Source organism: Klebsiella sp. WP8-S18-ESBL-06 (assembly GCF_014169755.1).
GTDB classification, from domain to species: domain Bacteria; phylum Pseudomonadota; class Gammaproteobacteria; order Enterobacterales; family Enterobacteriaceae; genus Kluyvera; species Kluyvera ascorbata_B.
Window position 1 is genome coordinate 1,500,547 of the sequence record NZ_AP022256.1, and the last position, 25,204, is coordinate 1,525,750.

The following is a 25,204-nucleotide window of genomic DNA, read 5'->3' on the forward strand; positions in this document are numbered from 1 at the left end:
TGGACAGGGTTAACACTTCTTCAATACTCAAAAGAAATCACCGGCTGAAGGAGTTGTACGATGACAGCGTCCTATACCGTGGCAGATTATCTGCTTGACCGCCTTGCCGACTGCGGCGTCGACCACCTGTTTGGCGTTCCGGGGGACTATAATCTCCAGTTTCTCGACCATGTCATTGCCCACCGTACCCTTCGCTGGGTGGGCTGTACTAATGAACTGAATGCCGCCTACGCCGCCGATGGCTATGCGCGGATGCAGGGCTGCGGTGCGTTGCTCACGACCTACGGCGTAGGGGAAATCAGCGCGCTGAACGGCGTGGCGGGCAGCTTTGCCGAATATGTGCCGTTGCTGCATATCGTGGGGGCACCCTGTACCGGTGCGCAGCAGCGCCGCGAGTGCCTGCACCATACGCTGGGCGATGGCGATTTTGACCACTTCCGCCAGATGAGTGCGCCGATTTCCGTGGCGCAGGGCGTACTGACTGCCCGCAACGCTTGCCAGGAGATCGACCGCGTGCTGCAGGCCGTCATTCAGCAGCGTCGACCGGGTTACCTGCTGTTGCCTGCCGATGTGGCCGCGCTGACGACATCGCGTCCTGTAAACGCTCTCAGCGCGGCGGTGGCGGAGCCGGATCCGGCGCAGTTAAGCGCGTTTGTCGATTACGCACGCAAGCTGCTGGAAGGGCGTCAGCGGGTCTCGTTACTGGCGGATGTGCTGGCGCTGCGCTTTGGGCTTCAGCCGATGCTCAACCAGTGGATGGCCGCGCGGCCGATTCCGCACGCTACGTTGCTGATGGGGAAGGGGCTGTTTAACGAACAGCAGCCGGGATTTGTGGGTACGTATAGCGGCGGAGCAAGCCTGCCGCAGACCCGCGAAGCGATTGAGGATGCGGAGGCGATCCTTTGCATCGGCACCTGTTTTACCGACACCATTACCGCCGGGTTTACTCACCGAATTGCAGTCGAAAAATCGATTGAAATACAGCCGTTTGCCGCACGAGTGGGCCAGCGCTGGTTTAGCGGTATCGGGATGCTGTCGGCGATGAAGGCGCTGATGACGTTGAGCGATACGCTCGCGCCATGGCAAACCTCTCCGTTGCGGGCATCAGCGCCCGTGGCGCAGGAGAGCGGCGCCTTAACCCAGCGCCGTTTCTGGCAAACGCTGCAAAAACACCTTCAGCCGCACGATATTCTGTTGGGTGACCAAGGAACGGCGGCCTTTGGCATCGCGGCGCTGACGTTGCCGGTGGGCGCTAGCGTCATTGTGCAGCCGCTGTGGGGATCGATTGGGTTTACGCTGCCCGCCGCATTTGGCGCGCAAACGGCGCGGCCGAAAAGGCGCGTGGTGCTGGTGGTGGGCGACGGCGCGGCGCAGCTCACCGTCCAAGAGCTGAGTTCCATGCTGCGCGACGGCCAGCGGCCGCTGATTCTGCTGTTGAATAACGAAGGCTACACCGTCGAGCGGGCGATCCACGGGCCGGAACAGCGGTATAACGATATCAGCCTGTGGAACTGGACCCAGTTGCCGCAGGCGCTTAACCTCGACTGCCAGGCCGAATGCGCGAAGGTGAGCAACGTGACGCAGCTAAATGATGCGCTGACGCGCGCTGCACACGGCGACAGGCTGACGCTGCTGGAGGTGATGCTGCCTAAAATGGACATCCCGCCGCTGCTCAAAGCGGTCACCGACGCGCTGGAAGCGCGCAACAGCGGCCGTTAATCTTTGCGTCTGCGCGGTACCATCATTGTGGGTTTCCCCGCCAGCAGCAGCCAGGCAGGGAGCATCACGATACACAGCAGCGGCAGCAGGGTGGTGTCCGGTACCACCACGGCGGCCATAAACAGGCTGAGCCAGGCATCGCGCGTCACTACCAGCACCAGCCCCAGAATGGCGCACGAGACGGTAATGGCCGCCGGTACGGCTTCAACGTGCGCGTGCAGCATCAAGCCCAGTGCGACGGCAACAAAGACCGCCGGGAAGATACGCCCGCCGCGGAAGCCACAGGCGGCAGCCACCACCAGAGCAGCCAGTTTACACAGGGCGAACAGCAGGTAGTCGCCCGCGTCAAAGTCCAGCCCGCCCGTCAGGCGCTGCATTTCATCCAGCCCTTTAAACAACGTGATAGGGCCGCCGAGAGTGCCAATGACCCCCAAAAGTAAACCGCCCGCCCCGAGGATGAGCACCGGATGCTTCAGGCGATGCATCAGGGCGTGGAGATGCGGCAGACACCAGACCGCGACCATACCGATGGCGATAGCAAAGAGGGTGACAATCGCGCCGCTGAAGATATCGACGATGCGCATCGTCTGATAGTGCTCAATGGCGAGCGAAAAATGCGGTTGGAAAAACAGGCCGGTGGTCAATGCCCCGGCGGCCGCGGCCAGCAGTGGGGCAAAAAGGCGATCCCATAGCGGAGCATCGTTGCTGCTGGTGAGGGTCTGAGAGAAGATCAGCGCAGCGGCGACCGGCGTGCCGAACAGCGCGCCGATGGTTCCGGCGGCGGCGAGAATCGTCCAGTCGAGCGAGCTGACCCGTGGGAAAAAGCGCGCTCCCAGCGTCACGGCCAGCGCAATATTGACTGACATAATCGGATGCTCTGGTCCCAGGCTCACGCCGCCGGCCAGGCCGAGGATCAGGGCGATCAGCAGCCCGGGCAGGTGCGCTGCGGGTACGGCAGCGCCGATCAGCGGCTCGCAGGCCGGATCCGGACCGGCATGGCCCGGACTATAGCGAATGACCAGCCCCACGGCGACGCCGGTGAGCGTTAGCATCAGGATAATCCATAGCGGCGAGGTTATGTCCATGCCGAAGGCGGTGGGCAGGCTGCTCCACAGCACCTGCTGGAGCAGCGCAGCGATTTTCATCACCACTATCAGAATCAGGCTGGAGGCGATGCCAATCAAGACCGCAGGGATGGAGAGCAGCAACATCGTTCGGGCTCGCGGGTGGAGCATGTTTATATCCTTTTGGCTAAATGCTGGGACGACTTTGCATTGTCCGCCGTTGACGTTCAGCGTAAATGAGGCTGAAACGATACGGCCCTACAGATTATCCCGTTCTATACCTGCTAAAAAATACGCAAAAAATGTGACCTGGATCGATAATCCAGGGGCGCTCACGCAAACGTCGTTGTTGTTAACGCGCCTTGAATTTACAGTGTGGCAAAGATTTATTCTGACTTTAGCGGAGCCGTAACGGAATGACAAAGTTTGCTTTAGTGGGGGATGTGGGGGGCACCAATGCGCGTCTGGCATTGTGCGATGTTGCCAGCGGAGAGATTTCTCAGGCGAAGACCTATTCCGGCCTGGATTACCCCAGCCTGGAAGCCGTTGTCCGCGTCTATCTCGACGAGCATAACGTGTCGGTCGAAGACGGCTGTATCGCGATTGCCTGCCCTATCACCGGTGACTGGGTGGCGATGACCAACCATACCTGGCAATTCTCTATCGCCGAGATGAAAAAGAACCTCGGGTTTGCGCATCTGGAAATCATCAATGATTTCACCGCAGTGTCGATGGCAATCCCGATGCTGAAAAAAGAGCATCTGATCCAGTTCGGCGGCAGCGAGCCGGTAGAAGGTAAGCCTATTGCCGTGTACGGCGCGGGCACCGGGCTTGGCGTTGCGCATCTGGTGCATGTCGATAAGCGCTGGGTGAGCCTGCCTGGTGAAGGTGGGCACGTTGATTTTTCGCCAAACAGCGAAGAAGAGGGGATTATCCTCGAAGTGCTGCGCGAAGAAATTGGCCACGTCTCCGCCGAGCGCGTGCTCTCCGGACCGGGGCTGGTGAATCTGTACCGGGCCATCGTGAAGTCTGACAACCGACTGCCGGAAAACTATCAGCCGAAAGACATTACCGAACGCGCGCTCGCCGATAGCTGCACCGACTGCCGTCGCGCGCTGTCGCTGTTCTGCGTCATCATGGGGCGCTTCGGCGGTAACCTGGCGTTAACGCTGGGCACCTTTGGCGGCGTATACATCGCGGGCGGTATCGTGCCGCGTTTCCTGGAGTTCTTTAAAGCCTCCGGTTTCCGCGGCGGGTTTGAGGACAAAGGTCGTTTCAAAGATTATGTGCATCCGATCCCGGTATACCTGATTGTGCATGATAATCCGGGCCTGCTGGGTTCCGGCGCGCATCTGCGCCAGACGTTGGGCCAGGTGCTGTAATCCCGCCGCCGTGCGGCGCACGCGGGGTGATACGCGTGCGCCAGCCGGCGCTATTTTTTGAGCGGAAACAGGTGCAGCGTGTTGGCGGCCAGCGGGTAAATACCCAGCGCGCGCGTTGATGCTTTCAGCTCCTCAAGCGAATCCTGCTCTGTTGGCATTTTTCCTCCCCAGACGGTAATCCCCTCGCAAAGATGCGCCGGGCGTCGGCTATTTTCGGCGCTGATTTCCAACGTTTCGCCGTTGCTGAGGGTTATTGTCACGGTGGCGACATCCAGTGCCTGCGTGCTGCCATCCTCAAGTTTAAGTGAGATTTTCATTCGTTCGCTCCTGAATTTTTGACGCGCCTACCCCTGCTTTAGCGGCAACCTGGGCACTACAGATGCATTATCTGCCGGAACTCTTTCACCTTGCTGCGGCTGACCGGCACCTGGAACTCCAGATCGCGCAGGCGCAGAATGTAGGTGTTATTAAACCACGGCTCTATTTCGCGAATTTTATTCAGATTCACGCAGAATGAGCGGTGGCAGCGAAAGAAATGGCTGCCCGGCAACTTGCTGCAAAATTCGGTGATGTTCATCGGCATCACGTATGACTCGCGCTTGGTGTAGACAAAGGTCATTTTCTCGTGCGCTTCGGCGTAATAAATGTCGTTAATCGGCGTCACGATGATGCGCTCATCTTTAATCAGGTTGATGGTGTCATTTTCGCGCGCCGCGCTGCCCGTGTTGAGACTGCTGCCCGCCTGCTGCTGCCAGGCCGATTCCAGCTTTTGCAGCATGCTAACGATGCGCGACTCCTGATACGGTTTGAGAATATAGTCGAATGCCTCCAGCTCGAAGGCCTCTACCGCGTGTTCCTTCCACGCGGTAATAAACACAATAAACGGCTTGTGGGCAAACTGGTTGATGTTCTGCGCCAGCAGCACGCCGTCCAGAGAGGGAATGTTGATGTCGAGAAAAATGGCGTCCACTTTGTTGTGCTGCAAGAACTTCAGCACGTCCAGGCCGTCGTCAAAGGTCCCGACTATCTCCATCTGGCTGTGCTGTTGAATCAGCCAGGTCAGCTCCTGTTGCGCCAGGAATTCATCTTCCACAATGATGACTTTCATATGTCCTCCGCGTTAGGGCAGTAATGTGGCGGCCGCCGGGACGGGCGTGCGCTGGTTAGGAATATAGAACGCAATTTCTGTTCCCGGGTCGAGGCGGCGAATGTGCAGCCCTTCGCCGTACAGCAGCTTGACCCGGTGATGGACGTTAAGCAGGCCGATTTTATTGCCCGGCATTTCGTTGGCTTCCACGCGCGCCACGACCATCGGGTCAATACCCGGGCCGGTATCACGCACGCTGATACGCACGCGGTTGCCGGACTCGGTGATGCTGATAGTCACGACGCCTTTGCCTTTGCTGCGCTGGATACCGTGTACGATGGCATTTTCCACCAGCGGCTGGATCAGCAGACTGGGGATCAGACAGTTCACTTCGTCGTCAATATCGTAGATAACCGTCAGCTTATCGCCGAAGCGGGCCTGCTCAATGGCGATATAGTCCTTTATCTGGTACAGCTCACGGCGAATATCAATCTGCTCATCGTCTTTTAATTCAATGTTATAGCGCAGATAGCGCGACAGATTAAAAATCAGCTGCCTTGCGGTGTCCGGATTGAGGCGGATAGATGACGAAATGGCGTTCAGCGCGTTAAACAGGAAATGAGGATTAATCTTGCTTTGCAGCGCGCGCAGCTCTGCCTTATTTGCCATTTCGCGTAGCTGCTCGGCGCGCGACACTTCAAGCTGGGTGGAAATAATTTGCGACAGGCCGATGGCCATCTCCTGTAACGATGAAGTGATCTGGTGCGCGTGGCAGTAGTAGATTTTGAGCGTCCCGGTGATGACGCCTTTCTCCGATAACGGAATCACCAGCATCGAGTGAATTTCCGGCGTGCGGTAGGCTTCATCGTTGTTTTTAATCACGATTTCACCGCTGTTAATTGCCTGGCGGGTGGTCGGGCTGATGGAGTCGTCGTTGTTGTGGTAGTTATCTTCCCCCACGCCCACGTAGGCCAGCACCCGTTCGGTATTGGTGATGGCCACCGCATCGGCGTGGATATCCTGGCGAATGATGTCGCAAATCTGTCGCAGGGTATCGCTGTTGATCTGGCGAAACAGCGGCAGCGTTTTGTTCGCAATATCCAGCGCTAGCTTGGCCTGGCGTGCGGCGCTGGCTTCTTTTTCACCCTCAACGCTCTGCACCAGCAGGACGATAAAGCCGATACAGACGCTGCCGGCGATCATCGGAATGCCGATTTTCGACACAATATCGACGCCGAGCGCGATGCTCGGAGCCCATACGATAACCAGAATCATGGTCAGCGTTTCGCACAGCATACCGCCCAGAATCCCCACCTTCCAGTGCAGCTCTTTTGGCACCCGGCGGTTAATCAGCCCCGACAGGATCCCGGCAATAATACTGGTGATAAAACACGGCACGGCGGTGACGCCGCCGGCGTCAATCATGTAGCGGTGGATCCCGGCAATCACCCCCACGATAGCGCCAACCCACGGGCCGAAAAGGATCCCGCCCGACATGACCGCGATGATGCGCACGTTAACCAGCGAGCCCTCCACCGGCACGCCGGACCAGGTGCTGAAAATAGCGAACAGCGAGAAAATGACCGTGACCGCCAGCAGCTCTTTCGGCGTGTGGGCGGTTTTGTGCAGCAGTTCGCGGAACAGACGGATGCGGATCAGGAAAAAAAGGCAAATCAGCATTAACGCGGCCCGATCGTAGACCGCGAGCAGCATATCGAATATTTCGTGCATGGGGGCGCCGAATGATTTCAGTAAAATCTTATGATAAGTAACCCGGCGGCAGATGGCCAGCGGTACGCAGAATAGGGATAAACCTTAATTTTAAAAGGGGATTGATAGACAAAGGCATTCAACGAGAAGAGATCGCGAAATTTTGCCTGCGTTACGCGCGAGAAAAGAAAAACAATGGAAAACATATTGTTATTATTTTGTTCTGTTTTGAGCGATACCCGCCGCGATTGAAAGTATTCTGTTTCAAAGCGTTCCCCTTTTATATCGCGTAACATTTTTTTACTTACCCCCTCGACAGGGCCATTTTATTCAGGTTATTTTCTGTTCATGCCACATCGGTGGCAGCGTCGCTCGAACGGTTCGGGCGCTAACGTAATCCTGAGGAGCCTATGGCTGAATCCAGTCCTGAACGCCGTTTCACGCGTATCGATCGCTTACCCCCGTACGTTTTTAACATTACCGCTGAACTGAAGATGGCTGCGCGTCGGCGCGGCGAAGATATTATCGATTTCAGCATGGGGAACCCGGACGGCGCCACGCCGCCGCACATTGTCGAAAAGCTGTGCACCGTGGCCCAGCGCCCTGATACGCACGGCTATTCCACTTCACGCGGCATCCCGCGCCTGCGTCGCGCTATTTCACGCTGGTACCAGGAACGCTATGACGTGGAGATTGACCCGGAAAGTGAAGCGATCGTCACCATTGGTTCAAAAGAGGGGCTGGCGCACCTGATGCTGGCAACCCTCGATCATGGCGATACGGTTCTGGTCCCGAATCCCAGCTACCCGATTCATATTTACGGCGCGGTGATCGCCGGCGCTCAGGTGCGCTCCGTGCCGCTGGTGGAAGGCGTCGACTTTTTCAACGAGCTTGAGCGCGCAATTCGTGAAAGCTATCCGAAGCCAAAGATGATGATCCTGGGCTTCCCGTCCAATCCTACCGCCCAGTGCGTTGAGCTCGAGTTTTTTGAGAAGGTTGTGGCGCTGGCGAAGCGTTACGATGTGCTGGTCGTTCACGACCTGGCCTACGCTGATATCGTTTACGACGGCTGGAAGGCACCGTCAATCATGCAGGTACCGGGCGCACGCGACGTTGCGGTCGAGTTCTTTACGCTGTCGAAAAGCTATAACATGGCGGGCTGGCGCATCGGCTTTATGGTGGGTAATAAAACGCTGGTCAACGCGCTGGCGCGGATTAAGAGCTATCACGACTACGGTACCTTTACCCCGCTGCAGGTGGCGGCAATTGCCGCGTTAGAAGGGGAGCAGCAGTGCGTGCGCGATATTGCCGCACAGTATAAGCGTCGCCGTGACGTGCTGGTGAAAGGGCTACATGAAGCGGGCTGGATGGTGGAGATGCCGAAGGCGTCGATGTACGTTTGGGCTAAAATTCCCGATCAGTATGCGGCGATGGGATCGCTGGAGTTTGCGAAGAAGCTGCTGCAAGAGGCCAAAGTGTGCGTTTCGCCGGGTATCGGTTTTGGCGACTACGGTGACACTCACGTGCGCTTTGCCTTGATAGAGAATCGCGACCGTATTCGACAGGCCGTTCGTGGGATTAAAGCCATGTTCCGCGCCGACGGCCTGCTGCCGTCAGAGCATAAGCCTGCCGGGTAATGTCCCGTGCGTAGAAATGCAAACAGGAGCCGAATGGCTCCTGTTTTTTTTGCATTTTTATCAGCTAGATCATCAGGGCAAATGTACCGGCAAAAACGATGACCATAAAGGAAATGCCCATAAAGAAATATTTCACGACTCATCTCTCCGCGTATTCGGTTTCTACGCATTCATGAACGGTGGTGTTACTGCGAGTTGGTAACAACCGACGAAAAAAACGGACGTCTTTCGCGGTTGGCATCACCTCAGAATTCTGTGCTGTTGTGCTCCAGATGGCGCTAATGTACGCCTAAAAAATGAGGGAAACAAGAGGGATTTTTTTATTAATTTTTAGTTACTTACGACTGTCGTGATTCGACGACACTTTAATTTCATACGGTAATAAATTTCGTTCTGGCGACGCGTCTTTTGGGTCTTTAACCCCATTGATTTTACGTCTATTTTTCTGGCGATAATCCGAAAATACGTTTCTGCTGTTTCCTTAACGGTGGGTTATCATCCTGCGCTTGTCGTTTTAGCTGTCATCTCGCGTGCCCGAGTGATTCACGGCGAGGCGCGACAGAAAAATCGCGGCGTTTTGCTTTTCAGTTCGACCTTTTAATGAATACTGATGTAACACGGATTGACCGTATTGGGAGTTTGAGATGGTGACAAAGAGAATGCAACGGATGATGTTCGCGGCGGCGGCGTGCATTCCGCTGCTGCTGGGCAGCGCGCCGCTTTATGCGCAGACGAGTGCGGTGCAGCAAAAGCTGGCGGCGCTGGAGAAAAGCAGCGGAGGGCGGCTGGGCGTCGCGCTCATCGATACCAAAGATAATACGCAGGTGCTTTATCGCGGTGATGAACGCTTTCCAATGTGCAGTACCAGTAAAGTTATGGCGGCCGCGGCGGTGCTTAAGCAGAGTGAAACGCAAAAGCAGCTGCTTAATCAGCCTGTCGAGATCAAGCCTGCCGATCTGGTTAACTACAATCCGATTGCCGAAAAACACGTCAACGGCACAATGACGCTGGCAGAACTGAGCGCGGCCGCGTTGCAGTACAGCGACAATACCGCCATGAACAAATTGATTGCCCAGCTCGGTGGCCCGGGAGGCGTGACGGCTTTTGCCCGCGAGATCGGCGATGAGACGTTTCGTCTGGATCGCACTGAACCTACGCTGAATACCGCCATTCCCGGCGACCCGAGAGACACCACCACGCCGCGGGCGATGGCGCAGACGTTGCGTCAGCTTACGCTGGGTCATGCGCTGGGCGAAACCCAGCGGGCGCAGTTGGTGACGTGGCTCAAAGGCAATACGACCGGCGCAGCCAGCATTCGGGCCGGCTTACCGACGTCGTGGACTGTGGGTGATAAGACCGGCAGCGGCGACTACGGCACCACCAATGATATTGCGGTGATCTGGCCGCAGGGTCGTGCGCCGCTGGTTCTGGTGACCTATTTTACCCAGCCGCAACAGAACGCAGAGAGCCGCCGCGATGTGCTGGCTTCAGCGGCGAGAATCATCGCCGAAGGGCTGTAACTCTCCATAATGGGGCGCTACGGTGCCCCACTTTCTATTTATATATCCGTAAAAGCTTTTCTTGATATACATCTTCAGCTTTTTGTATGATTATTAATATCATTCTTTTCGATGGCCTTAAGACCTTTTTAAGTCAAAAGTATTACCTCCCCCAAAAAACAAATCCGCAAAGTAATGGAAGTAAATTATTTTATTTTGAATAGTCTTCATTGTGATTAGTCACATGACTCATTCTTTTTATTGTAATTATCTGATTTACATTTGCAGTTTTCTCATCGTTTCCGCCGGAAGTTATTCTTCCGCTGTTTTTCCTCTTTATTTCCGCATGGTTGTTTTTCCACCCTTTGGATGGCTTGTAAGAATATTGTTTTAATCCGGCCAATAGAGTTGTTGGGCCTCCAAAAGAATATTGACATCATTTTATGGCAGTGAAATTATTCGATCATGGATAAGGAGGGGGACAATGAAGTCACTAATTTATGATTACGGAAGAATCAACTGTATGAGTTGCCCTTCTCAATGTGAATTAAAACCAAATGCCTCATTGCGCGTTTCGTTTTGCCAGGACTATTGTTTTTGTACCTGGCCAGAAGGGAGTGGCTATTTTTCTCTGGGGATTATGGAGGGGCTCCTCAAACAAAATTATAATAATCTATATTTAGGCTGTATTTTTGTCGATTTTTCTATCAGCCATTTGCGTTTTTTTACTAACGAACGTTGGATAGATTATTTAATTGAAACGAAATTAAAAATTGTTATCGTTTGTGATAAATACCTTAAACCATTGGCTAATTACTGGTTTAAGCATTCTAAAGATATTTTTCTTGTTATCTATCAGCAAGATCGGCTGACGCTGGCCTGTGAAAAGTTAAAAAAGAGATTTATCTATCAGCGCGACGCCTTCTTTGGCGGAGAGTCACTCTCTGAACTGGAGTTTGCTGTCTTAAGCGCATTGATTTCCGGAGACGGTTGTCTGCAACTGGCTGATGAACTCAATGTCGATATTCGTACTATCTATGCTGCAAAGCGCCGTGCGGAAAAGAAAATGGGGGCCGATATCAATACCCTTTTCCGATTCTCACATTCGTTATAAGCGATTTTAAACTGATTGATGGCCCTTTTCATTGTTATCACTTTGCCGTGAGAAGGGCCTACAGTTAAATATTAATGCATAAAGCGGTTGAATACGCATGTTGCCGGATTTTAGCGTTTGCAGCCCCGTGCAAGAGAATACGTTCAATGCGAACTATACAGTTTATTACTACGGCTCTGTAAACGGTAACGGTCAGGATTTTACCCGCTACGTACGATAAGGCAATTATTACCACCAGGGCGACAGGGGGAGCTTCAGGTGGGCTGAAAAACGGGAGTCTGTATTTGATTGGCGAAAACGATAAATTTAACGATCTGACCGTTAATACTTCAGGCTGGTTAGCCGACGGTATTAACCCTGGTCGGGAACGTGCCGGCAGAGATAATAACGTGACGGTAAACCATCAGACCAATATCAAAGCAGCAGGAATAGGGGGCGTGCGAACGCTCCGGTAAATAATGCTAATGAGGTCGCTACCATCACTCTCAATGGCCCCACCACCATTGAAACCACTTCGCCGGTTTCTATAAAGGTTGACTGTGCTGCCGTATCGAGAACGCTATGACTATTTACGCTGAAGAGTTGCGCATCATGATGGATGCTATTATGGATATCATTTTCGACCACGGCGAGGAGGCCCAGCGTGACGCGGCATTTCGCAGGTTATTACAAGAGATTGATGAACGAAAATATTTGTCTCCGGAGTCCGTCAGCACGCTTTGCCAGCAGGCGGCCAGCACGTGGAGCCTGGCGAGCGGTGTGGTAGACGAGCGGGACAAAATGACGTTACAGCAATCGGCGGTGGTCTATCTACTGGCTGCGTTTGGCCGCATTAATGGCTTGGCCGCTACGGAAGAGTATATTCAGCAAAGAAATAGAGAACATCTGGGTCTGCGCTGAACGAGGTTGACTGAATGATTAGCCCGCGAGCGCTCGCGGGCTTTTTTTGCCGACGGTTAGCTCGCCGCGCGGCGATCGCCAATTTGCGCCTGCGCATACCACGCCATCAGCTCTGCCGTACCGGCTTCTCCTTCCGCCGGAGCCCATGGCGCGTAGTCTTCTTCGGCGACGGGCTGATAAGCCCCTTGTTTGACTTCAAAAATGATCCCACCGTTATCCAGCGACAGCACCGCATGCCAGGTGCCGGGCGCCATTTCCAGCACCGTACAGGATTCGCCCAGCACCGCGCGCTCAGTCACCGTACCCTGGTCATCAAAATTAAGCACCACGAACCGTCCGCTCAGTGGCAGCAGCAGTTCAAAGGTATGCGGATGGCGGTGCGGGCGCACGTAGGTTCCTGGCTCCATGGCGATGGCCAGCCGTTGTACGGGGTCGCTCAGCTGCGGGTGGAAATTGCGATGCGCACGCAGGCGAGGTGACTGTGCGGCGGCGGCGCTTTGTTGGTGCATATCGTCGCGGGTAATCTGTTTCATTCGGCGTGGCCTTATTGATGAATCTGCGAAGTCGCAAGGCGGCCAGATTGCCAGAACGCGGCGAGCAAGTGAAGGGGGAGTCTGCGGCGTAGCATCTTGTGTCTTATCGCAACTCAGGCCATAGTTGTTGAACAAGTTATTCGATTGTTAATGATTTTATATTGTGAGGATGTTGCCCGTGCAGATGTATCTACAAAGAATGAAAAGCGAGTGGCTATTGCTGCTTGAGCAAACTGAACCTCACATTCGACAGCAGGCGGCAGAGATCGCGGCAGACAGCGCGCAGGCGCTGAGCGCCGAATTCTATAAAACGGTGCTGATCGACCCTCATGCCGAAGAGTTTCTGAGTAACGAGCAGGTAGAGCGGCAGCTAAAACGCGCGCTGGAAAAATGGATTGTGGAAGTTCTGTCCTGCGAAGTGGCGGATATCGATCGCCTGCTGAAGATGCAGCACGCGGTGGCAGAAGTGCATGCCCGCATCGGTATTCCGGTGGAAGTGGTTGAAATGGGTTTTCGGGTATTAAAGAAAATTCTCTATCCGGTCATCATTCACGGTTCACAGCCTTCGGCAGATAAGCTGCAGATTTATCATTTCTCGATTCACAGCATCGACCTGGCGATGGAAGTCATGTCGCGGACCTTTTCCTTCAGCGAAAACAGCCAGGCCAAAGAGGATGAGAATTACCGCATGTTCTCATTGCTGGAAAATGCCGAAGAAGAAAAAGAGCGGCAGATTGCGACTCTGTTGGCCTGGGAAATCGACATTATCTACAAGGTGGTGCTGGATGCCGACCTGGGGAACAGCCTGCCGTTGAACCAGTCGGATTTTGGTCTGTGGTTTAATCATAAAGGCCGCCACTATTTTAGCGGTATTGCGGAAGTCGGGCATATTGCGCGTCTGATGCAGGATTTTGACGGTGTGATTCATGCGATTAACGCCGCCACCCCCCCTATCGATGATAAAGCCCAGCGCAATAAGTTCTTATTGCAGCTGCGCAGCTCGGTGTCGCAAATCATCGCGCTGCTGCGCGAACTGTTTGAAGAAGTCTCGCGTCATGAAGTTGGCGTGGACGTATTAACTAAGCTGCTGAACCGGCGCTTTATGCCGACTATTTTTAAGCGCGAAATCTCTCACGCCAATCGCGTTAGGGAAGGTGCGAACAAGTTCCTGATATGAGATCATCATGTTCATCCGGAGCGCATCCCAGAGGGACATCATGAGCCATCAACTCACCTTCGCCGATAGTGAATTCAGCACTAAGCGCCGTCAGACCCGAAAAGAGATTTTCCTCTCCCGCATGGAGCATATTCTGCCATGGCAGAATATGACCGCTGTCATCGAGCCGTTTTATCCCAAGGCGGGCAATGGCCGACGGCCCTATCCGCTGGAGACCATGCTGCGTATTCACTGCATGCAGCATTGGTACAACCTGAGCGACGGTGCCATGGAAGATGCCCTGTACGAAATCGCCTCCATGCGCCTGTTTGCCCGATTATCCCTGGATAGCGCCCTGCCGGATCGCACCACCATCATGAATTTCCGCCACCTGCTCGAGCAGCATCAACTGGCCCGTCAATTGTTCAAGACCATCAATCGCTGGCTGGCCGAAGCAGGCGTCATGATGACCCAAGGCACTTTGGTGGATGCCACCATCATTGAGGCACCCAGCTCTACCAAGAACAAAGAGCAGCAACGCGATCCGGAGATGCATCAGACCAAGAAAGGCAATCAGTGGCACTTTGGCATGAAGGCCCACATTGGTGTCGATGCCAAGAGTGGCCTGACCCACAGCCTAGTCACCACCGCGGCCAACGAGCATGACCTCAATCAGCTGAGTAATCTGCTTCATGGAGAGGAGCAATTTGTCTCAGCCGATGCCGGCTACCAAGGAGCGCCACAGCGCGAGGAGCTGGCCGAGGTGGATGTGGACTGGCTGATCGCCGAGCGTCCCGGCAAGGTAAAAACCTTGAAGCAGCATCCGCGCAAGAACAAAACGGCCATCAACATCGAATACATGAAAGCCAGCATCCGTGCCAAGGTGGAGCACCCGTTTCGCATCATCAAGCGGCAGTTCGGCTTCGTGAAAGCCAGATACAAGGGGCTGCTGAAAAATGATAACCAACTGGCGATGTTATTCACCCTGGCCAACCTGTTTCGGGTGGACCAAATGATACGTCAGTGGGAGAGATCTCACTAAAAACCGGAAATAACGCCAGAAATGGCGGAAAAAATAGCCTAAATAGGCTGATTCGATGTGTTTGCGGGAAAAAAATCGGCCCAGATCCGCGAAATTTTAATCAGCGAGTCAGCTTTGGAAGAAATGACCTGCTTATTCGCACCTTCCTTAGCACTCCGCTGTCGGTACTGGTTATTGATGTTGATAAGTTTAAACAAATCAATGATACGTGGGGGCACAGTACGGGGGATGAGATTTTACGCAAAGTATCGCAGGTCTTTTATGACAACGTACGCAGCAACGATTACGTTTTCCGCTATGGCGGCGATGAGTTTGTTATCGTGCTGACGGAAGCGACCCAGATTGACACTTTACGTACCGCAGAGCGTATTCGTAGCCGTGTTGAAAAAACAAAAATTGCTGCCCCCGACGGCAATGATATTCCGCTCTCTTTGTCGATCGGTGCGGCGATGTTTACCGGCCACCCTGACTACGAACGTCTGATTCAACAGGCCGATCAGGCGCTGTATCAGGCCAAAAAACGTGGCCGCAACTGCGTTGAATTATGGCAGGCGAGCCAGCCATAGCGCATACGCGTAAAGAGGCCCCTGGCGATACGCATCAGCACGGGTGAAAGCCCCCTTTAAATTAAGGCTTATTTCACCCGTATCTCTTCAAATTGATCGAATCGACCTTTTCTTGTTTTTTCAATTATTCTGTCATCGACAGCCGCTATAATTCAGCGCTTCTGTGCCGCCACCTGCGCACAATATACCTTCTGAGTTCAGAGGCTCACATTCATGACATGGCAACATTTTAAACAGGCATATCTGATCAAATTCTGGTCGCCTGTCCCGGCGGTTATCGCCGCAGGGATTCTCTCAACCTACTATTTTGGTATTACCGGCACATTCTGGGCCGTCACCGGCGAATTTACGCGTTGGGGCGGGCAGCTATTACAGCTGGTTGGCGTTCACAGTGAAACCTGGGGTTATTACAAGCTGATTGGTCTTGAAGGAACACCGTTAACCCGCGTTGACGGTATGATGATTATGGGCATGTTCGGCGGCTGTTTTGCGGCGGCGCTGTGGGCCAATAACGTCAAGCTGCGTTTGCCGCGTAGCCGTATTCGCATTTTTCAGGCCATTGTTGGCGGTATGATTGCCGGCTTTGGCGCGCGACTGGCGATGGGCTGTAATCTGGCAGCCTTCTTCACCGGGATCCCGCAGTTCTCGCTTCATGCCTGGTTCTTTGCGCTGGCGACCGCGCTTGGCTCGTGGTTCGGCGCGCGCTTTACCCTGCTGCCGCTATTCCGTATTCCGGTCAATATTCAGAAAGTCTCAGCGGCTTCACCGCTCACTCAGCAGCCCGACCGCGCGCGTCGCCGCTTTCGTCTGGGAATGCTGGTGTTTATCGGCATGCTGGGCTGGGCGCTGCTGACCGCGTTCGATCATCCGAAGCTTGGGCTGGCCATGCTGTTTGGCGTGGGGTTTGGCCTGCTGATTGAACGTGCGCAAATTTGCTTTACCTCTGCTTTCCGCGATCTGTGGATCACCGGCCGCACCCAAATGGCAAAAGCGATCATCTTTGGTATGGCGGCGAGTGCCATTGGTATCTTTAGCTATGTCCAGCTCGGCGTTGCGCCGAAAATTATGTGGGCGGGCCCGAATGCGGTCATCGGCGGGCTGCTGTTCGGTTTCGGCATCGTGCTGGCCGGTGGCTGTGAAACCGGCTGGATGTATCGGGCCGTAGAAGGGCAGGTGTACTACTGGTGGGTTGGGCTTGGCAACGTCCTCGGGTCGACAATTCTGGCCTATTTCTGGGACGATCTTGCGCCATCGCTGGCCACCCATTGGGATAAAGTGAACCTGCTGACGACCTTTGGCCCGTTGGGCGGTCTGCTGGTCACCTACGCGCTGCTGCTGGCCGCTCTTTTGCTGATTATTGGCTGGGAGAAACGTTTCTTCCGGCGTGAGTTAACGCGCACGGCGACGGGCGTTGTGACGAAGGAGAATGCATGAGTACTATCGTACCGGATTACCGTCTTGATATGGTGGGTGAGCCCTGCCCGTATCCGGCAGTGGCAACGCTGGAAGCGATGCCACAGTTGAAAAAAGGGGAGATTCTGGAAGTTGTCAGCGACTGCCCGCAGTCGATCAATAATATTCCGCTAGATGCTCGCAACCATGGCTATACCGTGCTGGATATCCAGCAAGATGGTCCGACGATCCGCTATTTGATCCAAAAATAAGCGGTCAGCCTTGCCGCCCGATAGGGCGGCAAGATGGCAGCGGTGGGTCACAACAGAGAAGGCGTCTACCGTTGACGTGTTTTTCCTGAGAGCGTTTGCAATAAAGTCGTAAAATCCATCGGATGATACCAATAATAACCTTGCTGAGACTGTACGCCACGGTCCTGGAGATATCTTGCCTGACTGATATTCTCTACACCTTCGGCAATCGCTTTAATACCGAGCTTGTCGACCATTTCCGTCACGCAGTCCAATAGAACAGTATTGCCGCTGCCGATAGAATTTACGAACATTCGGTCTATTTTCAGATAATCGGGTATCAATTCTGAAATATACTCAAGATTAGAGTAACCGGTGCCGAAATCATCCAGCGATAGTTGGACCCCATTTTGTTTTAACCATGCAAATTTTTTCATTTGTACATCGGTGAATAGCATGGGATGGCGCTCGGTAATTTCAATAATCAGCGTTACTTTGAAGGTGGCGATCTTACGTATAAAAGCCTTACAGTCATGAATAAAGGTACCTGCGGCACAGTGGCGTTGGCTAAAATTCACGCTGATATGAAAAGGACGGTTCATGCCCGGCGAAAGTGTGATGAGATCGCGGCTAATCTGGTTGAGTTGATATTGCGTTAAACGTACGATCAGCCCGCTTTTTTCGGCCATGGGAATGAAGAGGTTCGGTGAAATAATACCTTCTGACGGGTGATACCAGCGGCACAGTGCTTCAAAACCCACAATCTCACCGTCAGCAGCATTGACTATCGGCTGATAGAACGTTTTTATGTCACCATTTTTAATGGCAGCTAATAGGTCATTTCCGGGAGTATTTGTCTTTTTTATAATCAGGTAATAAGCCAAACCCGACAGTATTGATAGTATTAAAGATGCCGATAGCGTAAACGGAAACATCAATAATGCGCTGATCAGCGATAGCCCCAGCGCGGAACTGTAGAATATTGATAGTGAGCTTTCTCTACTGGAGCTGTGATGCAGGCTGTGGCCAACGGATTTTACCGGCGAAATCTCGCCGCTGGCGCTAAGCTGCATGTCGCCAATCTGAAGATACAGAGGATATCCTGAAGCATCCGTTTTCAGATTATTTTTCAAAAAAATACCGCTGATGGCGATATCTAATATCATGCCGTTGTGACCGTGGAATGTTTTAACCAGAAGGGGTTGAGTATGGCGATTTCCAGGATCATGGAAAGTATGCAGAGCAAGGGCTTGAGTTGCCGTATTTCTGTGGGAGGCGTCGGGTAGAAATTCACCGCTCAGGGAGGAACACCTTATCCCTTTTGGGCCGGTAATAACCATCGAGTGCAAATGTGGGTAGCCTGCAACAATATTATCCAGTTCATTTTTGATTAACTCAGTACAAGTACTTTCTACAAGTCCGGACATTTCTTGTGCCGCCAACCGGGCCTCATCCAGGATGCTTTCAGCATAATCCAGAACGGACTCCGCCTTACGCTTTTTTTCTATGCTGACAATATGGCCTGCCTGAATAAATAGCATGCAAACTAAAAATGTGAAAATGCAGCATGCAACAATTAACGGCATGTACATCCTTTTAATGGCAAAATCCATTTAATAAAACTCCGATGGGGAAACTTATATCAGCAAGTTTTTAACGCGAGTAAGAGTAACATGGTTTTATTATGTGATTTATAGGATTTTGGGTAATTATTTGTTACACCATAAACGAAGGCATCATCTTCTATTAATTATCGTGATTAGCATTAAACTGAAAATAGTTACATCGGTCATTATATTGTTCAACAAAACGGCAGAGTATTTTGAAATAGGCTGAGTGCTATTCGCTGGAGCTGATGTAATTTTAGCCAAAAGAAGAGCGGGGAGGGCTGTTGGCCGCTATGATTCAGTATCAGATGACAGATTGATAAAATGTTAATGATTAAAACAAAGGTAAAACAATAGCGCCGATTTTTTTGCCTGATGGTAAGTATATTCATTTTGGGCATTTTTTATGCGTGAAAGAAGCACAAAAAAAATTAAACAACTTCATTAAAAAAATCGAGTAGAAAAAAATGATGATAGGTAATATCTATGGTTTTGTGTGAGAGGATTTAATTTGCCTTAAGTTTATTGATAAAGCACTGGGTTTATTGACAGTGTTTTTTGCTAAATTAAATTTTACCCATAGTATGTTACTTACGATAACTTTTAAGAAAACTTTTCATAATTTGACAAAATATTTCGAGACGACAATAGTTGTTCTATCCCGGTAATCTCAGAAATGATGAGATTATTTCATATGGTATGGAGTGAATAATGTTTAATACTCGAACAAAACGCATTAGCCAGGCTGTCGCGTTATCCATTGCCCTGTGTGGCGTTTCCTATGCAGCGAAAACGACGCACGCCGACTCAGCTAAACATCCTGAAGTCCAGACGGCAGAACCTTTCTCTGCACACGTGCTGGTCAGCGGTCTTGATGCGCCGTGGGATATGGTATGGGGCCCGGATGGTTACCTGTGGGTCACTGAACGTAAAGCTGCTGCTATCGATCGTATTAACCCCAAAACCGGTGAGAAAAAAGTCGCGATTACGCTGAGCGGTGTGCATATTGGCCCGCAGCATGAAGGCGTACTCGGCCTGGCGTTATCGCCTGAATTTATGAAAGCCGGCGGCAATAATTACGTCTATACCGCTTATACCTATATGGACGGGGATCAGGAACACGCCAAAATTGTCCGTCTGGAATATGACGAAAAAACCCAAAAACTGGGGAATGAAAAAGAAATTCTCGCCGGCTTCCCGGCAGGAAACGATCACAACGGTGGGCGCCTGCGTTTTGGACCTGACGGTAAACTTTATTACACCATTGGTGAGCAAGGACATAATCAGGGCGCTAATTTCTGCAAACCGATCGATGCCCAGCGTATTCCGACTGAAGCCGAGCTGAAAAATAAAGACTATTCCGCTTATGCCGGTAAAGTGTTGCGCCTGAATATTGACGGCTCAATTCCGGAAGATAACCCGGTGATCCACGGCATTAAAAGTCACCTGTTTACCTATGGTCACCGTAACCCGCAGGGACTGGTCTTCGTTGGCAATACGCTTTATTCCTCCGAGCAGGGGCCTTCATCGGATGATGAGCTGAATATCCTTGAGCCCGGCGGCAACTACGGTTGGCCGCACGTTGCAGGTTTCCAGGACGATCAGGCTTACGTCTATGCGAACTATTCCAAAGCAGAAAATTGCCCGTCGCTGAAATGGGATCCGAACCATATTCCAGCCGGGGTTCCTGTACAGAAAGAAACCGAATGGAAAGCCGACGACTTTAAAGCGCCGATCAAAACCTTCTTCACGGTCCGTCAGGGCTACAGCTACAGCGATGCCAGCTGCAGCGGCGATTCAGCCTATATTTGCTGGCCGACTATCGCACCGTCCAGCGTCACTTACTACCCGGCGGACGGCGTGATTAAAAGCTGGCGCAACTCGCTTATCGTGAGCTCAATGAAAAATGGCTCGCTGTATCGCGTGCTGCTGAATGCCGATAAGAAAAACGTGCAGGGTGATGTGGCAAAATACTTCCACACCGCTAACCGCTACCGCATGGTCGTCGTCAGCCCGGATACGCGTAAGCTCTTCGTGGCGACCGATAACTTCGGTAACGTGATGGATGAGTCTAACCATCCGACGCATAACCTGAGCAATCCAGGTTCGATTATCGTCTTCGAATATACCGGCAAGTAACCAACTCACTGGCGAATACCCTGCGGGTATTCGCCAGATTTCCTTTCCCTTCGATAGCAATACGTCTACATGAAATTAACTCTGCAGCTTTCCCGGCTGGCGACCGCCGTCGCCCTGGCCCCGGTTTCCTGCGCCTACGCGCAAACGGCCTCTTCAGACGCCAGCTCTGCTGGAGAACAAACCATGATCGTCAGTGCGGCAGCCGATGGAGGGCTGTCCGCGCTGGATACGCCGGCGGCCGTCGCCGTTGATTACGGTGATGATATGCGCCATGCCGCACCGCGTATAAACCTGTCGGAGGGTTTGGCCGACGTGCCCGGCCTGCAGATCCAAAACCGACAGAATTTTGCTCAGGATTTACAGATGTCCATCCGCGGCTTCGGCGCGCGTTCGACTTTCGGTATTCGCGGTCTGCGGCTCTACGTTGATGGTATTCCGGCAACCATGCCTGACGGGCAAGGGCAATTATCCAACATCGATATCGGCTCCATTGAACACGTTGACGTGCTTCGAGGGCCGTTCTCGGCGCTGTATGGCAACGCATCTGGCGGGGTGGTGAATGTCGAAACCGAAACCGGCCGCCAGCCGACGACCCTTGAAAGCAGCAATTATTACGGCAGTTTTGGTAGCTGGCGAACCGGGCTTAAGGCGAGCGGCGCGTCTGGCGATGGTACCCAGGCGGGCGACGTCAATTATACGGTTTCCAGCAGCCGCTTCTCGACCCATGGTTTTCGCGATAATAGCGCCGCGCATAAAAATTTGCTGAATGCGAAACTGGGCGTCAAGCTGAACGACACCGGCAACCTGACGCTGCAACTCAACAGCGTTGATATCACCGCCGACGACCCGGGCGGATTAACCCGCGCAGAATGGAAGGACAACCCAGCCCAGGCGCCGCGTGGTGAGCAGTACCGTACGCGCAAAACGGTCAAACAGACTCAGGCTGGCCTGCGCTATCAGCAGGGGCTCAGCGATCGCGACGATCTTAGCGTGATGACCTGGGCTGGCATCCGTGAAACGGTCCAGTATCAGTCTATTCCCTATTTCGTTCAGCAGCGCAGCGAATCTCACCCCGGCGGGGTTATCGATCTGACGCGTCGGTATCAGGGGATTGATACGCGCTGGACACACCACGATGACAGCGGTTTTATCCCTTACGCCATCACCACCGGCCTTGATTACGAGACGATGACCGAACAGCGCAAAGGCTATGAGAACTTTGTTTATCAGAACGGCGTTTACGATCTCGGCACCAAAGGTGATATGCGACGTAACGAACGTAACCTGATGTGGAACCTCGATCCCTACATTCAAACGCACTGGCAGCTCACCTCAGCCCTGGGGCTGGACGCCGGGGCGCGCTATAGCTCGGTATGGTTTGATTCCAACGATCGTTATGTTGCAGGTAAAAATGGTGATGATAGCGGCGAAGCGAGCTATCACAAGTGGCTTCCGGCGGCAGCGCTGAAGTATGCCATGACGCCGCAGTGGAACGTTTACCTCTCTGCCGGGAGGGGGTTTGAAACGCCGACCATTAACGAGCTGTCCTATCGTCCCGATGGTCAGTCCGGGCTTAACTTTGCTCTGCAACCGGCCACTAACACCACCGTTGAAGCAGGCAGTAAATGGCAGGTGGGCACCGGGATGGCGAGCCTGAGCGTCTTCAATACTGACACGAAAAATGAAATTGTCGTTGCCGCCAGCGACAATGGCCGTACGTCCTATCAGAACGCGGGCAAGACGCGCCGCCGCGGGGTCGAACTGGGATGGGATCAGCAATTTGCGCCCGCCTGGCGCGCCAAACTGGCGTGGACGCTGCTGGATGCGACCTACCGTGAAAACGCCGGCGATGCTATTCAGAGCGGCAATCGGATCCCGGGGATTGCACGTAATAGCGCCTATGCCTCCTTTGGCTGGGTGCCGGAAGAGGGATGGTACGCTGGCGCTGAAGTCCGCTATATGAGCGATATTCAGGTCAACGATGCCAATAGCGAGCAGGCTCCAGCCTATACGGTGACGGCACTGAATACCGGCTATAAATATGTGGTAGATAACTGGACCGTCGACCTCTATACGCGCGTTGATAACCTGTTTGATAAGCGCTACGTCGGCTCTGTTATCGTCAACGAGAGCAACGGACGCTATTATGAACCGGCGCCGGGCCGTAACTATGGCGTTGGGCTATCGGTCAGCTACCAGTTTGATTCACTGTAACAATACGGCTGCCGGAGAGTGCCATTGAGGTGAGGCTCCGGCAGCGGGTAAAGGCGATGGGATAGGCGTTGATCCCTGGTCCTGCGTTTTTATGGCAACGCTTTTGTATGAAAATATAAATACTTGTTTGAGACGTGTTAAATAGATGCGGCCACATTTTACGACATACAGGAAATTCGTTTTCACTATTTCTTAATTAGTACCTATTAATTTCAGGCAATGCCTTGTCGGCCGGTGATATCTGTCGAGAAATAGGTATTTTATATTAACAGGTATATACTCTTACGGTGCCTCACTGGAGAGGGTTTGACATATGGCTATTCATCATCTTTCATTAAATCGTGTAACAAAAATAACAATTGATTTTATCCTCGCGGAAAAAACGAGACGGTTGATTGGTAACGATAATGATAAAATTCAATGTGATATCACGCCGTTGCCAGTTGGCGCTAATAATGTTGCATATCTTTTAAAAAATGGGGTTGATGGGGAAATTTTCCCTGAAAGCCACAAAGGCAAACGAAGCTTTATCATCATCAACAAGTATAAAGAATTTGCCCTGATAAGCTCCCGACATAAAGCCTCTCACAATAGCGACCGATTTCATATTGACCAGATATTAAGTGCCGATACCGGAAGGGTTGATGATATTAATGAGGATATTTTTATCTATTGTTCAGATTGCTCATCGGTGTCCTGACCGCCGCCTGACGCTGGCGGAGGGGCTGGATAACTGCGCAGAGCCTGGGCATTTCCGTACTGCCGAACTTATTGGCCAGGCTTTGGCGGTAATCTTTCATTTTTAGGGCATACCGGCCTCATCGTCATACCGCATTGCGCAGCGATTAACCGTGTTGCTGCCGATCTCTCCCACGTCCCGCCATCCTTCCTTCTTTTTCTCTATGTATGCTATGGCGTGGAACGCTGTTTGCCTGAGATTGGGTAATCGCACATCGTTAACAGCGTTCAGGCACAAAGGCGAATCGGCGCTTTTGTGGATTGAGTTGGATATTCATTGCGCAGATTGGCGGATTTTTGAAGAGGGGCGATGGTGTCCCCTGCAGGAATCGAACCTGCAACTAGCCCTTAGGAGGGGCTCGTTATATCCATTTAACTAAGGGGACGAAGCGGCACGAGTATAGCGTTTTTTGCCCGCTGGGGTAAGTGCGGTGCCGCCTGACTGGTTAAACAGTCGCCATTTAGTGCTGTTTTTCCTCATGTTTGTGTTCTTTGGCATCATGCATCGACCGTAACCGAGCCTCTTGCTTGCGTTTGGTGCTCATGTCGTTGCGAATTTGCGCGTGGCTCATGAGAGCAAAGATAAACGTGCCGCCAACGATATTGCCCGCCAGCGTGGGGAGGGCGAAAGGCCAGAAAAAGTCGCTCCAGTGCAGCGTACCGTTGAATACCAGATAGAGTATCTCTACGGAACCGACCACTATGTGGGTGGTATCGCCGAGCGCGATAAGCCAGGTCATCAGGATAATCACCACGATTTTAGCCGCGCCGGCGGCCGGGAACATCCACACCATTGTGGCAATGAGCCAGCCGGAAATAATCGCATTGGCAAACATTTCCGTCGGGCTGTTTTTCATGACATCCAGGCCAATCTTGATAAAAGCATCGCGCGTCTCTTCATTAAATATGGGCATATATTCAAATGCCCACGCGGCGACGGCGGTACCAATAAGGTTGCCGAGCAGCACCACGCCCCAAAGGCGCAGCAGCAGGCCGATATTGCTCATTGTCAGGTTTTGCATCACCGGCAATACGGCGGTAACGGTGTTTTCGGTAAACAGCTGCTGGCGCGCCATAATTACGATAATAAAGCCGAAGGTATAGCCGAGGTTCTCGAGTAAAAAGCCGCCCGGCACGCCCGTCAGCTCAACGTGGAAAATCCCCTTTGCCAGCAGCGATGCGCCCATCGACAAGCCGGCGGCAATGGCCGACCACAGCAGCGCCATGGCATCGCGCTCCAGCTCTTTTTCGCCTTCCTGACGAATGTGCTCATGAATCGCCATGGCGCGGGAGGGAAGGCGTTCCTCATCCACTTCGATTTTTTCTCCGCTCAGCTTTTCTTCGCTTTCTACTTTGAGGTCATCCATCATGGCGATCCTGAAAAAGAAGGGTATCGCTAAAGCGTAGCGGCTATCGGTAGGCGGTGAGGTAGATATATTCTGAAAGTGCAAAAA

General features: G+C 52.8%; 20 protein-coding genes, 1 tRNA gene and 2 pseudogenes. 14 read left to right on the plus strand and 9 right to left on the minus strand.

The window, feature by feature from the left end:
- Nucleotides 1-60: 60 nt before the first annotated feature.
- Nucleotides 61-1,719 (plus strand): alpha-keto acid decarboxylase family protein, encoded by a 1,659-nt coding sequence (locus tag H7R76_RS07150; RefSeq protein WP_182967352.1) that lies wholly within the window; start codon nt 61-63, stop codon nt 1,717-1,719.
- On the opposite strand, the gene H7R76_RS07155 is transcribed toward H7R76_RS07150, so the two are convergent.
- Nucleotides 1,716-2,954: an ion channel protein gene (locus tag H7R76_RS07155; RefSeq protein WP_106924203.1), complete on the minus strand. Its 1,239-nt coding sequence runs from the start codon at nt 2,952-2,954 to the stop codon at nt 1,716-1,718. The two genes, H7R76_RS07150 and H7R76_RS07155, sit on opposite strands and share 4 nt — an antisense overlap.
- A 245-nt stretch (nt 2,955-3,199) precedes the next feature.
- Between H7R76_RS07155 and glk the strand changes: the two genes are divergently transcribed.
- A complete protein-coding gene (glk, locus tag H7R76_RS07160) occupies nt 3,200-4,165 on the plus strand; it encodes a glucokinase (RefSeq protein ID WP_106924204.1) in 966 nt (321 codons plus the stop codon).
- A 50-nt stretch (nt 4,166-4,215) separates the two neighbouring features.
- Here the strand turns inward: glk and H7R76_RS07165 are convergent, their stop codons facing one another.
- Genes H7R76_RS07165 through H7R76_RS07175 form a run of 3 tightly spaced genes read right to left on the minus strand, consistent with a single transcriptional unit; the run spans nt 4,216 to nt 6,983 of the window.
- On the minus strand, nt 4,216-4,482 hold the full coding sequence (locus H7R76_RS07165) for a hypothetical protein (protein ID WP_106924205.1): 267 nt from the start codon (nt 4,480-4,482) through the stop codon (nt 4,216-4,218).
- Nucleotides 4,483-4,538: 56 nt separating this feature from the next.
- Nucleotides 4,539-5,273, minus strand: coding sequence for a LytR/AlgR family response regulator transcription factor (locus H7R76_RS07170; RefSeq protein WP_106924206.1), 735 nt, complete (start codon nt 5,271-5,273; stop codon nt 4,539-4,541).
- 12 nt (nt 5,274-5,285) lie between these two features.
- Nucleotides 5,286-6,983, minus strand: coding sequence for a sensor histidine kinase (locus H7R76_RS07175; protein ID WP_182930230.1), 1,698 nt, complete (start codon nt 6,981-6,983; stop codon nt 5,286-5,288).
- Nucleotides 6,984-7,372: 389 nt separating this feature from the next.
- Here H7R76_RS07175 and alaC point away from each other — a divergent pair, with 389 nt between their 5' ends.
- Nucleotides 7,373-8,599: an alanine transaminase gene (gene alaC / locus H7R76_RS07180; RefSeq protein ID WP_182967354.1), complete on the plus strand. Its 1,227-nt coding sequence runs from the start codon at nt 7,373-7,375 to the stop codon at nt 8,597-8,599.
- 64 nt (nt 8,600-8,663) lie between these two features.
- On the opposite strand, the gene ypdK is transcribed toward alaC, so the two are convergent.
- On the minus strand, nt 8,664-8,735 hold the full coding sequence (ypdK, locus tag H7R76_RS07185) for a membrane protein YpdK (protein WP_100249902.1): 72 nt from the start codon (nt 8,733-8,735) through the stop codon (nt 8,664-8,666).
- Between the two features lie 508 nt (nt 8,736-9,243).
- Here ypdK and H7R76_RS07190 point away from each other — a divergent pair.
- The 3 genes from H7R76_RS07190 (at nt 9,244) to H7R76_RS07200 (ending at nt 12,112) form a co-directional block, all read left to right on the plus strand.
- Complete coding sequence (locus H7R76_RS07190; RefSeq protein WP_032489927.1) at nt 9,244-10,119, plus strand: extended-spectrum class A beta-lactamase CTX-M-13; 876 nt, start codon at nt 9,244-9,246, stop codon at nt 10,117-10,119.
- A 463-nt stretch (nt 10,120-10,582) separates the two neighbouring features.
- On the plus strand, nt 10,583-11,212 hold the full coding sequence (locus H7R76_RS07195; protein WP_024266332.1) for a helix-turn-helix transcriptional regulator: 630 nt from the start codon (nt 10,583-10,585) through the stop codon (nt 11,210-11,212).
- Nucleotides 11,213-11,773: 561 nt separating this feature from the next.
- Nucleotides 11,774-12,112 carry a hypothetical protein gene (locus H7R76_RS07200; RefSeq protein WP_106924210.1) on the plus strand — a complete coding sequence of 113 codons (339 nt, stop codon included), beginning with the start codon at nt 11,774-11,776 and terminating at the stop codon, nt 12,110-12,112.
- Between the two features lie 56 nt (nt 12,113-12,168).
- Here H7R76_RS07200 and H7R76_RS07205 read toward each other — a convergent pair whose 3' ends face one another.
- Entirely contained in the window at nt 12,169-12,645 is a 477-nt protein-coding gene (locus tag H7R76_RS07205; RefSeq protein ID WP_106924211.1) for a WbuC family cupin fold metalloprotein, read from the minus strand.
- 178 nt (nt 12,646-12,823) lie between these two features.
- Here H7R76_RS07205 and H7R76_RS07210 point away from each other — a divergent pair.
- From H7R76_RS07210 to yedF, 5 genes and pseudogenes are all read left to right on the plus strand, one after another.
- Nucleotides 12,824-13,789 (plus strand): annotated as a pseudogene (locus H7R76_RS07210) (protoglobin domain-containing protein); the annotation flags it as partial.
- 73 nt (nt 13,790-13,862) lie between these two features.
- Nucleotides 13,863-14,843 carry an IS5-like element ISKpn26 family transposase gene (locus H7R76_RS07215; protein WP_182930037.1) on the plus strand — a complete coding sequence of 327 codons (981 nt, stop codon included), beginning with the start codon at nt 13,863-13,865 and terminating at the stop codon, nt 14,841-14,843.
- Nucleotides 14,844-14,995: 152 nt separating this feature from the next.
- Nucleotides 14,996-15,409 (plus strand): annotated as a pseudogene (locus H7R76_RS07220) (GGDEF domain-containing protein); the annotation flags it as partial.
- A gap of 213 nt (nt 15,410-15,622) precedes the next feature.
- Nucleotides 15,623-16,843 carry a selenium metabolism membrane protein YedE/FdhT gene (gene yedE, locus H7R76_RS07225; protein WP_182967358.1) on the plus strand — a complete coding sequence of 407 codons (1,221 nt, stop codon included), beginning with the start codon at nt 15,623-15,625 and terminating at the stop codon, nt 16,841-16,843.
- The gene (gene yedF / locus H7R76_RS07230; protein ID WP_106924214.1) at nt 16,840-17,073 is read left to right on the plus strand and encodes a sulfurtransferase-like selenium metabolism protein YedF; all 234 of its coding nucleotides are present in this window, start codon (nt 16,840-16,842) and stop codon (nt 17,071-17,073) included. The genes yedE and yedF overlap by 4 nt, the downstream gene beginning before the upstream one ends.
- 65 nt (nt 17,074-17,138) lie before the next feature.
- On the opposite strand, the gene H7R76_RS07235 is transcribed toward yedF, so the two are convergent.
- Complete coding sequence (locus tag H7R76_RS07235; RefSeq protein WP_182967360.1) at nt 17,139-18,665, minus strand: EAL domain-containing protein; 1,527 nt, start codon at nt 18,663-18,665, stop codon at nt 17,139-17,141.
- Nucleotides 18,666-19,370: 705 nt separating this feature from the next.
- On the opposite strand from H7R76_RS07235, the gene H7R76_RS07240 reads away from it, so the two are divergent.
- The 3 genes from H7R76_RS07240 (at nt 19,371) to H7R76_RS07250 (ending at nt 23,712) form a co-directional block, all read left to right on the plus strand.
- The gene (locus H7R76_RS07240) at nt 19,371-20,798 is read left to right on the plus strand and encodes a glucose/sorbosone family PQQ-dependent dehydrogenase (protein ID WP_106924216.1); all 1,428 of its coding nucleotides are present in this window, start codon (nt 19,371-19,373) and stop codon (nt 20,796-20,798) included.
- A 69-nt stretch (nt 20,799-20,867) separates the two neighbouring features.
- On the plus strand, nt 20,868-23,012 hold the full coding sequence (gene pqqU / locus H7R76_RS07245; protein ID WP_182967362.1) for a TonB-dependent receptor PqqU: 2,145 nt from the start codon (nt 20,868-20,870) through the stop codon (nt 23,010-23,012).
- 313 nt (nt 23,013-23,325) lie between these two features.
- Nucleotides 23,326-23,712, plus strand: coding sequence for a hypothetical protein (locus H7R76_RS07250; protein ID WP_106924218.1), 387 nt, complete (start codon nt 23,326-23,328; stop codon nt 23,710-23,712).
- Nucleotides 23,713-24,061: 349 nt separating this feature from the next.
- On the opposite strand, the gene H7R76_RS07255 is transcribed toward H7R76_RS07250, so the two are convergent.
- Nucleotides 24,062-24,136 (minus strand) — tRNA-Arg (locus H7R76_RS07255).
- Nucleotides 24,137-24,211: 75 nt separating this feature from the next.
- Entirely contained in the window at nt 24,212-25,120 is a 909-nt protein-coding gene (locus H7R76_RS07260) for a formate/nitrite transporter family protein (protein WP_106924219.1), read from the minus strand.
- Nucleotides 25,121-25,204 lie beyond the last annotated feature (84 nt).

What these genes read in the sequence shown, in the direction of transcription:
- yedE (WP_182967358.1), top strand. Translation starts at nt 15,623, where the DNA reads ATGACATGGCAACATTTTAAACAGGCATATCTGATCAAATTCTGGTCG.
- H7R76_RS07240 (WP_106924216.1), top strand. Translation starts at nt 19,371, where the DNA reads ATGTTTAATACTCGAACAAAACGCATTAGCCAGGCTGTCGCGTTATCC.
- H7R76_RS07150 (WP_182967352.1), top strand. Translation starts at nt 61, where the DNA reads ATGACAGCGTCCTATACCGTGGCAGATTATCTGCTTGACCGCCTTGCC.
- H7R76_RS07200 (WP_106924210.1), top strand. Translation starts at nt 11,774, where the DNA reads ATGACTATTTACGCTGAAGAGTTGCGCATCATGATGGATGCTATTATG.
- H7R76_RS07165 (WP_106924205.1), bottom strand. Translation starts at nt 4,482, where the DNA reads ATGAAAATCTCACTTAAACTTGAGGATGGCAGCACGCAGGCACTGGAT.
- H7R76_RS07195 (WP_024266332.1), top strand. Translation starts at nt 10,583, where the DNA reads ATGAAGTCACTAATTTATGATTACGGAAGAATCAACTGTATGAGTTGC.
- H7R76_RS07175 (WP_182930230.1), bottom strand. Translation starts at nt 6,983, where the DNA reads ATGCACGAAATATTCGATATGCTGCTCGCGGTCTACGATCGGGCCGCG.
- H7R76_RS07260 (WP_106924219.1), bottom strand. Translation starts at nt 25,120, where the DNA reads ATGATGGATGACCTCAAAGTAGAAAGCGAAGAAAAGCTGAGCGGAGAA.
- H7R76_RS07205 (WP_106924211.1), bottom strand. Translation starts at nt 12,645, where the DNA reads ATGAAACAGATTACCCGCGACGATATGCACCAACAAAGCGCCGCCGCC.
- yedF (WP_106924214.1), top strand. Translation starts at nt 16,840, where the DNA reads ATGAGTACTATCGTACCGGATTACCGTCTTGATATGGTGGGTGAGCCC.
- H7R76_RS07190 (WP_032489927.1), top strand. Translation starts at nt 9,244, where the DNA reads ATGGTGACAAAGAGAATGCAACGGATGATGTTCGCGGCGGCGGCGTGC.
- glk (WP_106924204.1), top strand. Translation starts at nt 3,200, where the DNA reads ATGACAAAGTTTGCTTTAGTGGGGGATGTGGGGGGCACCAATGCGCGT.
- H7R76_RS07155 (WP_106924203.1), bottom strand. Translation starts at nt 2,954, where the DNA reads ATGCTCCACCCGCGAGCCCGAACGATGTTGCTGCTCTCCATCCCTGCG.
- alaC (WP_182967354.1), top strand. Translation starts at nt 7,373, where the DNA reads ATGGCTGAATCCAGTCCTGAACGCCGTTTCACGCGTATCGATCGCTTA.
- H7R76_RS07170 (WP_106924206.1), bottom strand. Translation starts at nt 5,273, where the DNA reads ATGAAAGTCATCATTGTGGAAGATGAATTCCTGGCGCAACAGGAGCTG.
- pqqU (WP_182967362.1), top strand. Translation starts at nt 20,868, where the DNA reads ATGAAATTAACTCTGCAGCTTTCCCGGCTGGCGACCGCCGTCGCCCTG.
- H7R76_RS07215 (WP_182930037.1), top strand. Translation starts at nt 13,863, where the DNA reads ATGAGCCATCAACTCACCTTCGCCGATAGTGAATTCAGCACTAAGCGC.
- H7R76_RS07235 (WP_182967360.1), bottom strand. Translation starts at nt 18,665, where the DNA reads ATGGATTTTGCCATTAAAAGGATGTACATGCCGTTAATTGTTGCATGC.
- H7R76_RS07250 (WP_106924218.1), top strand. Translation starts at nt 23,326, where the DNA reads ATGGCTATTCATCATCTTTCATTAAATCGTGTAACAAAAATAACAATT.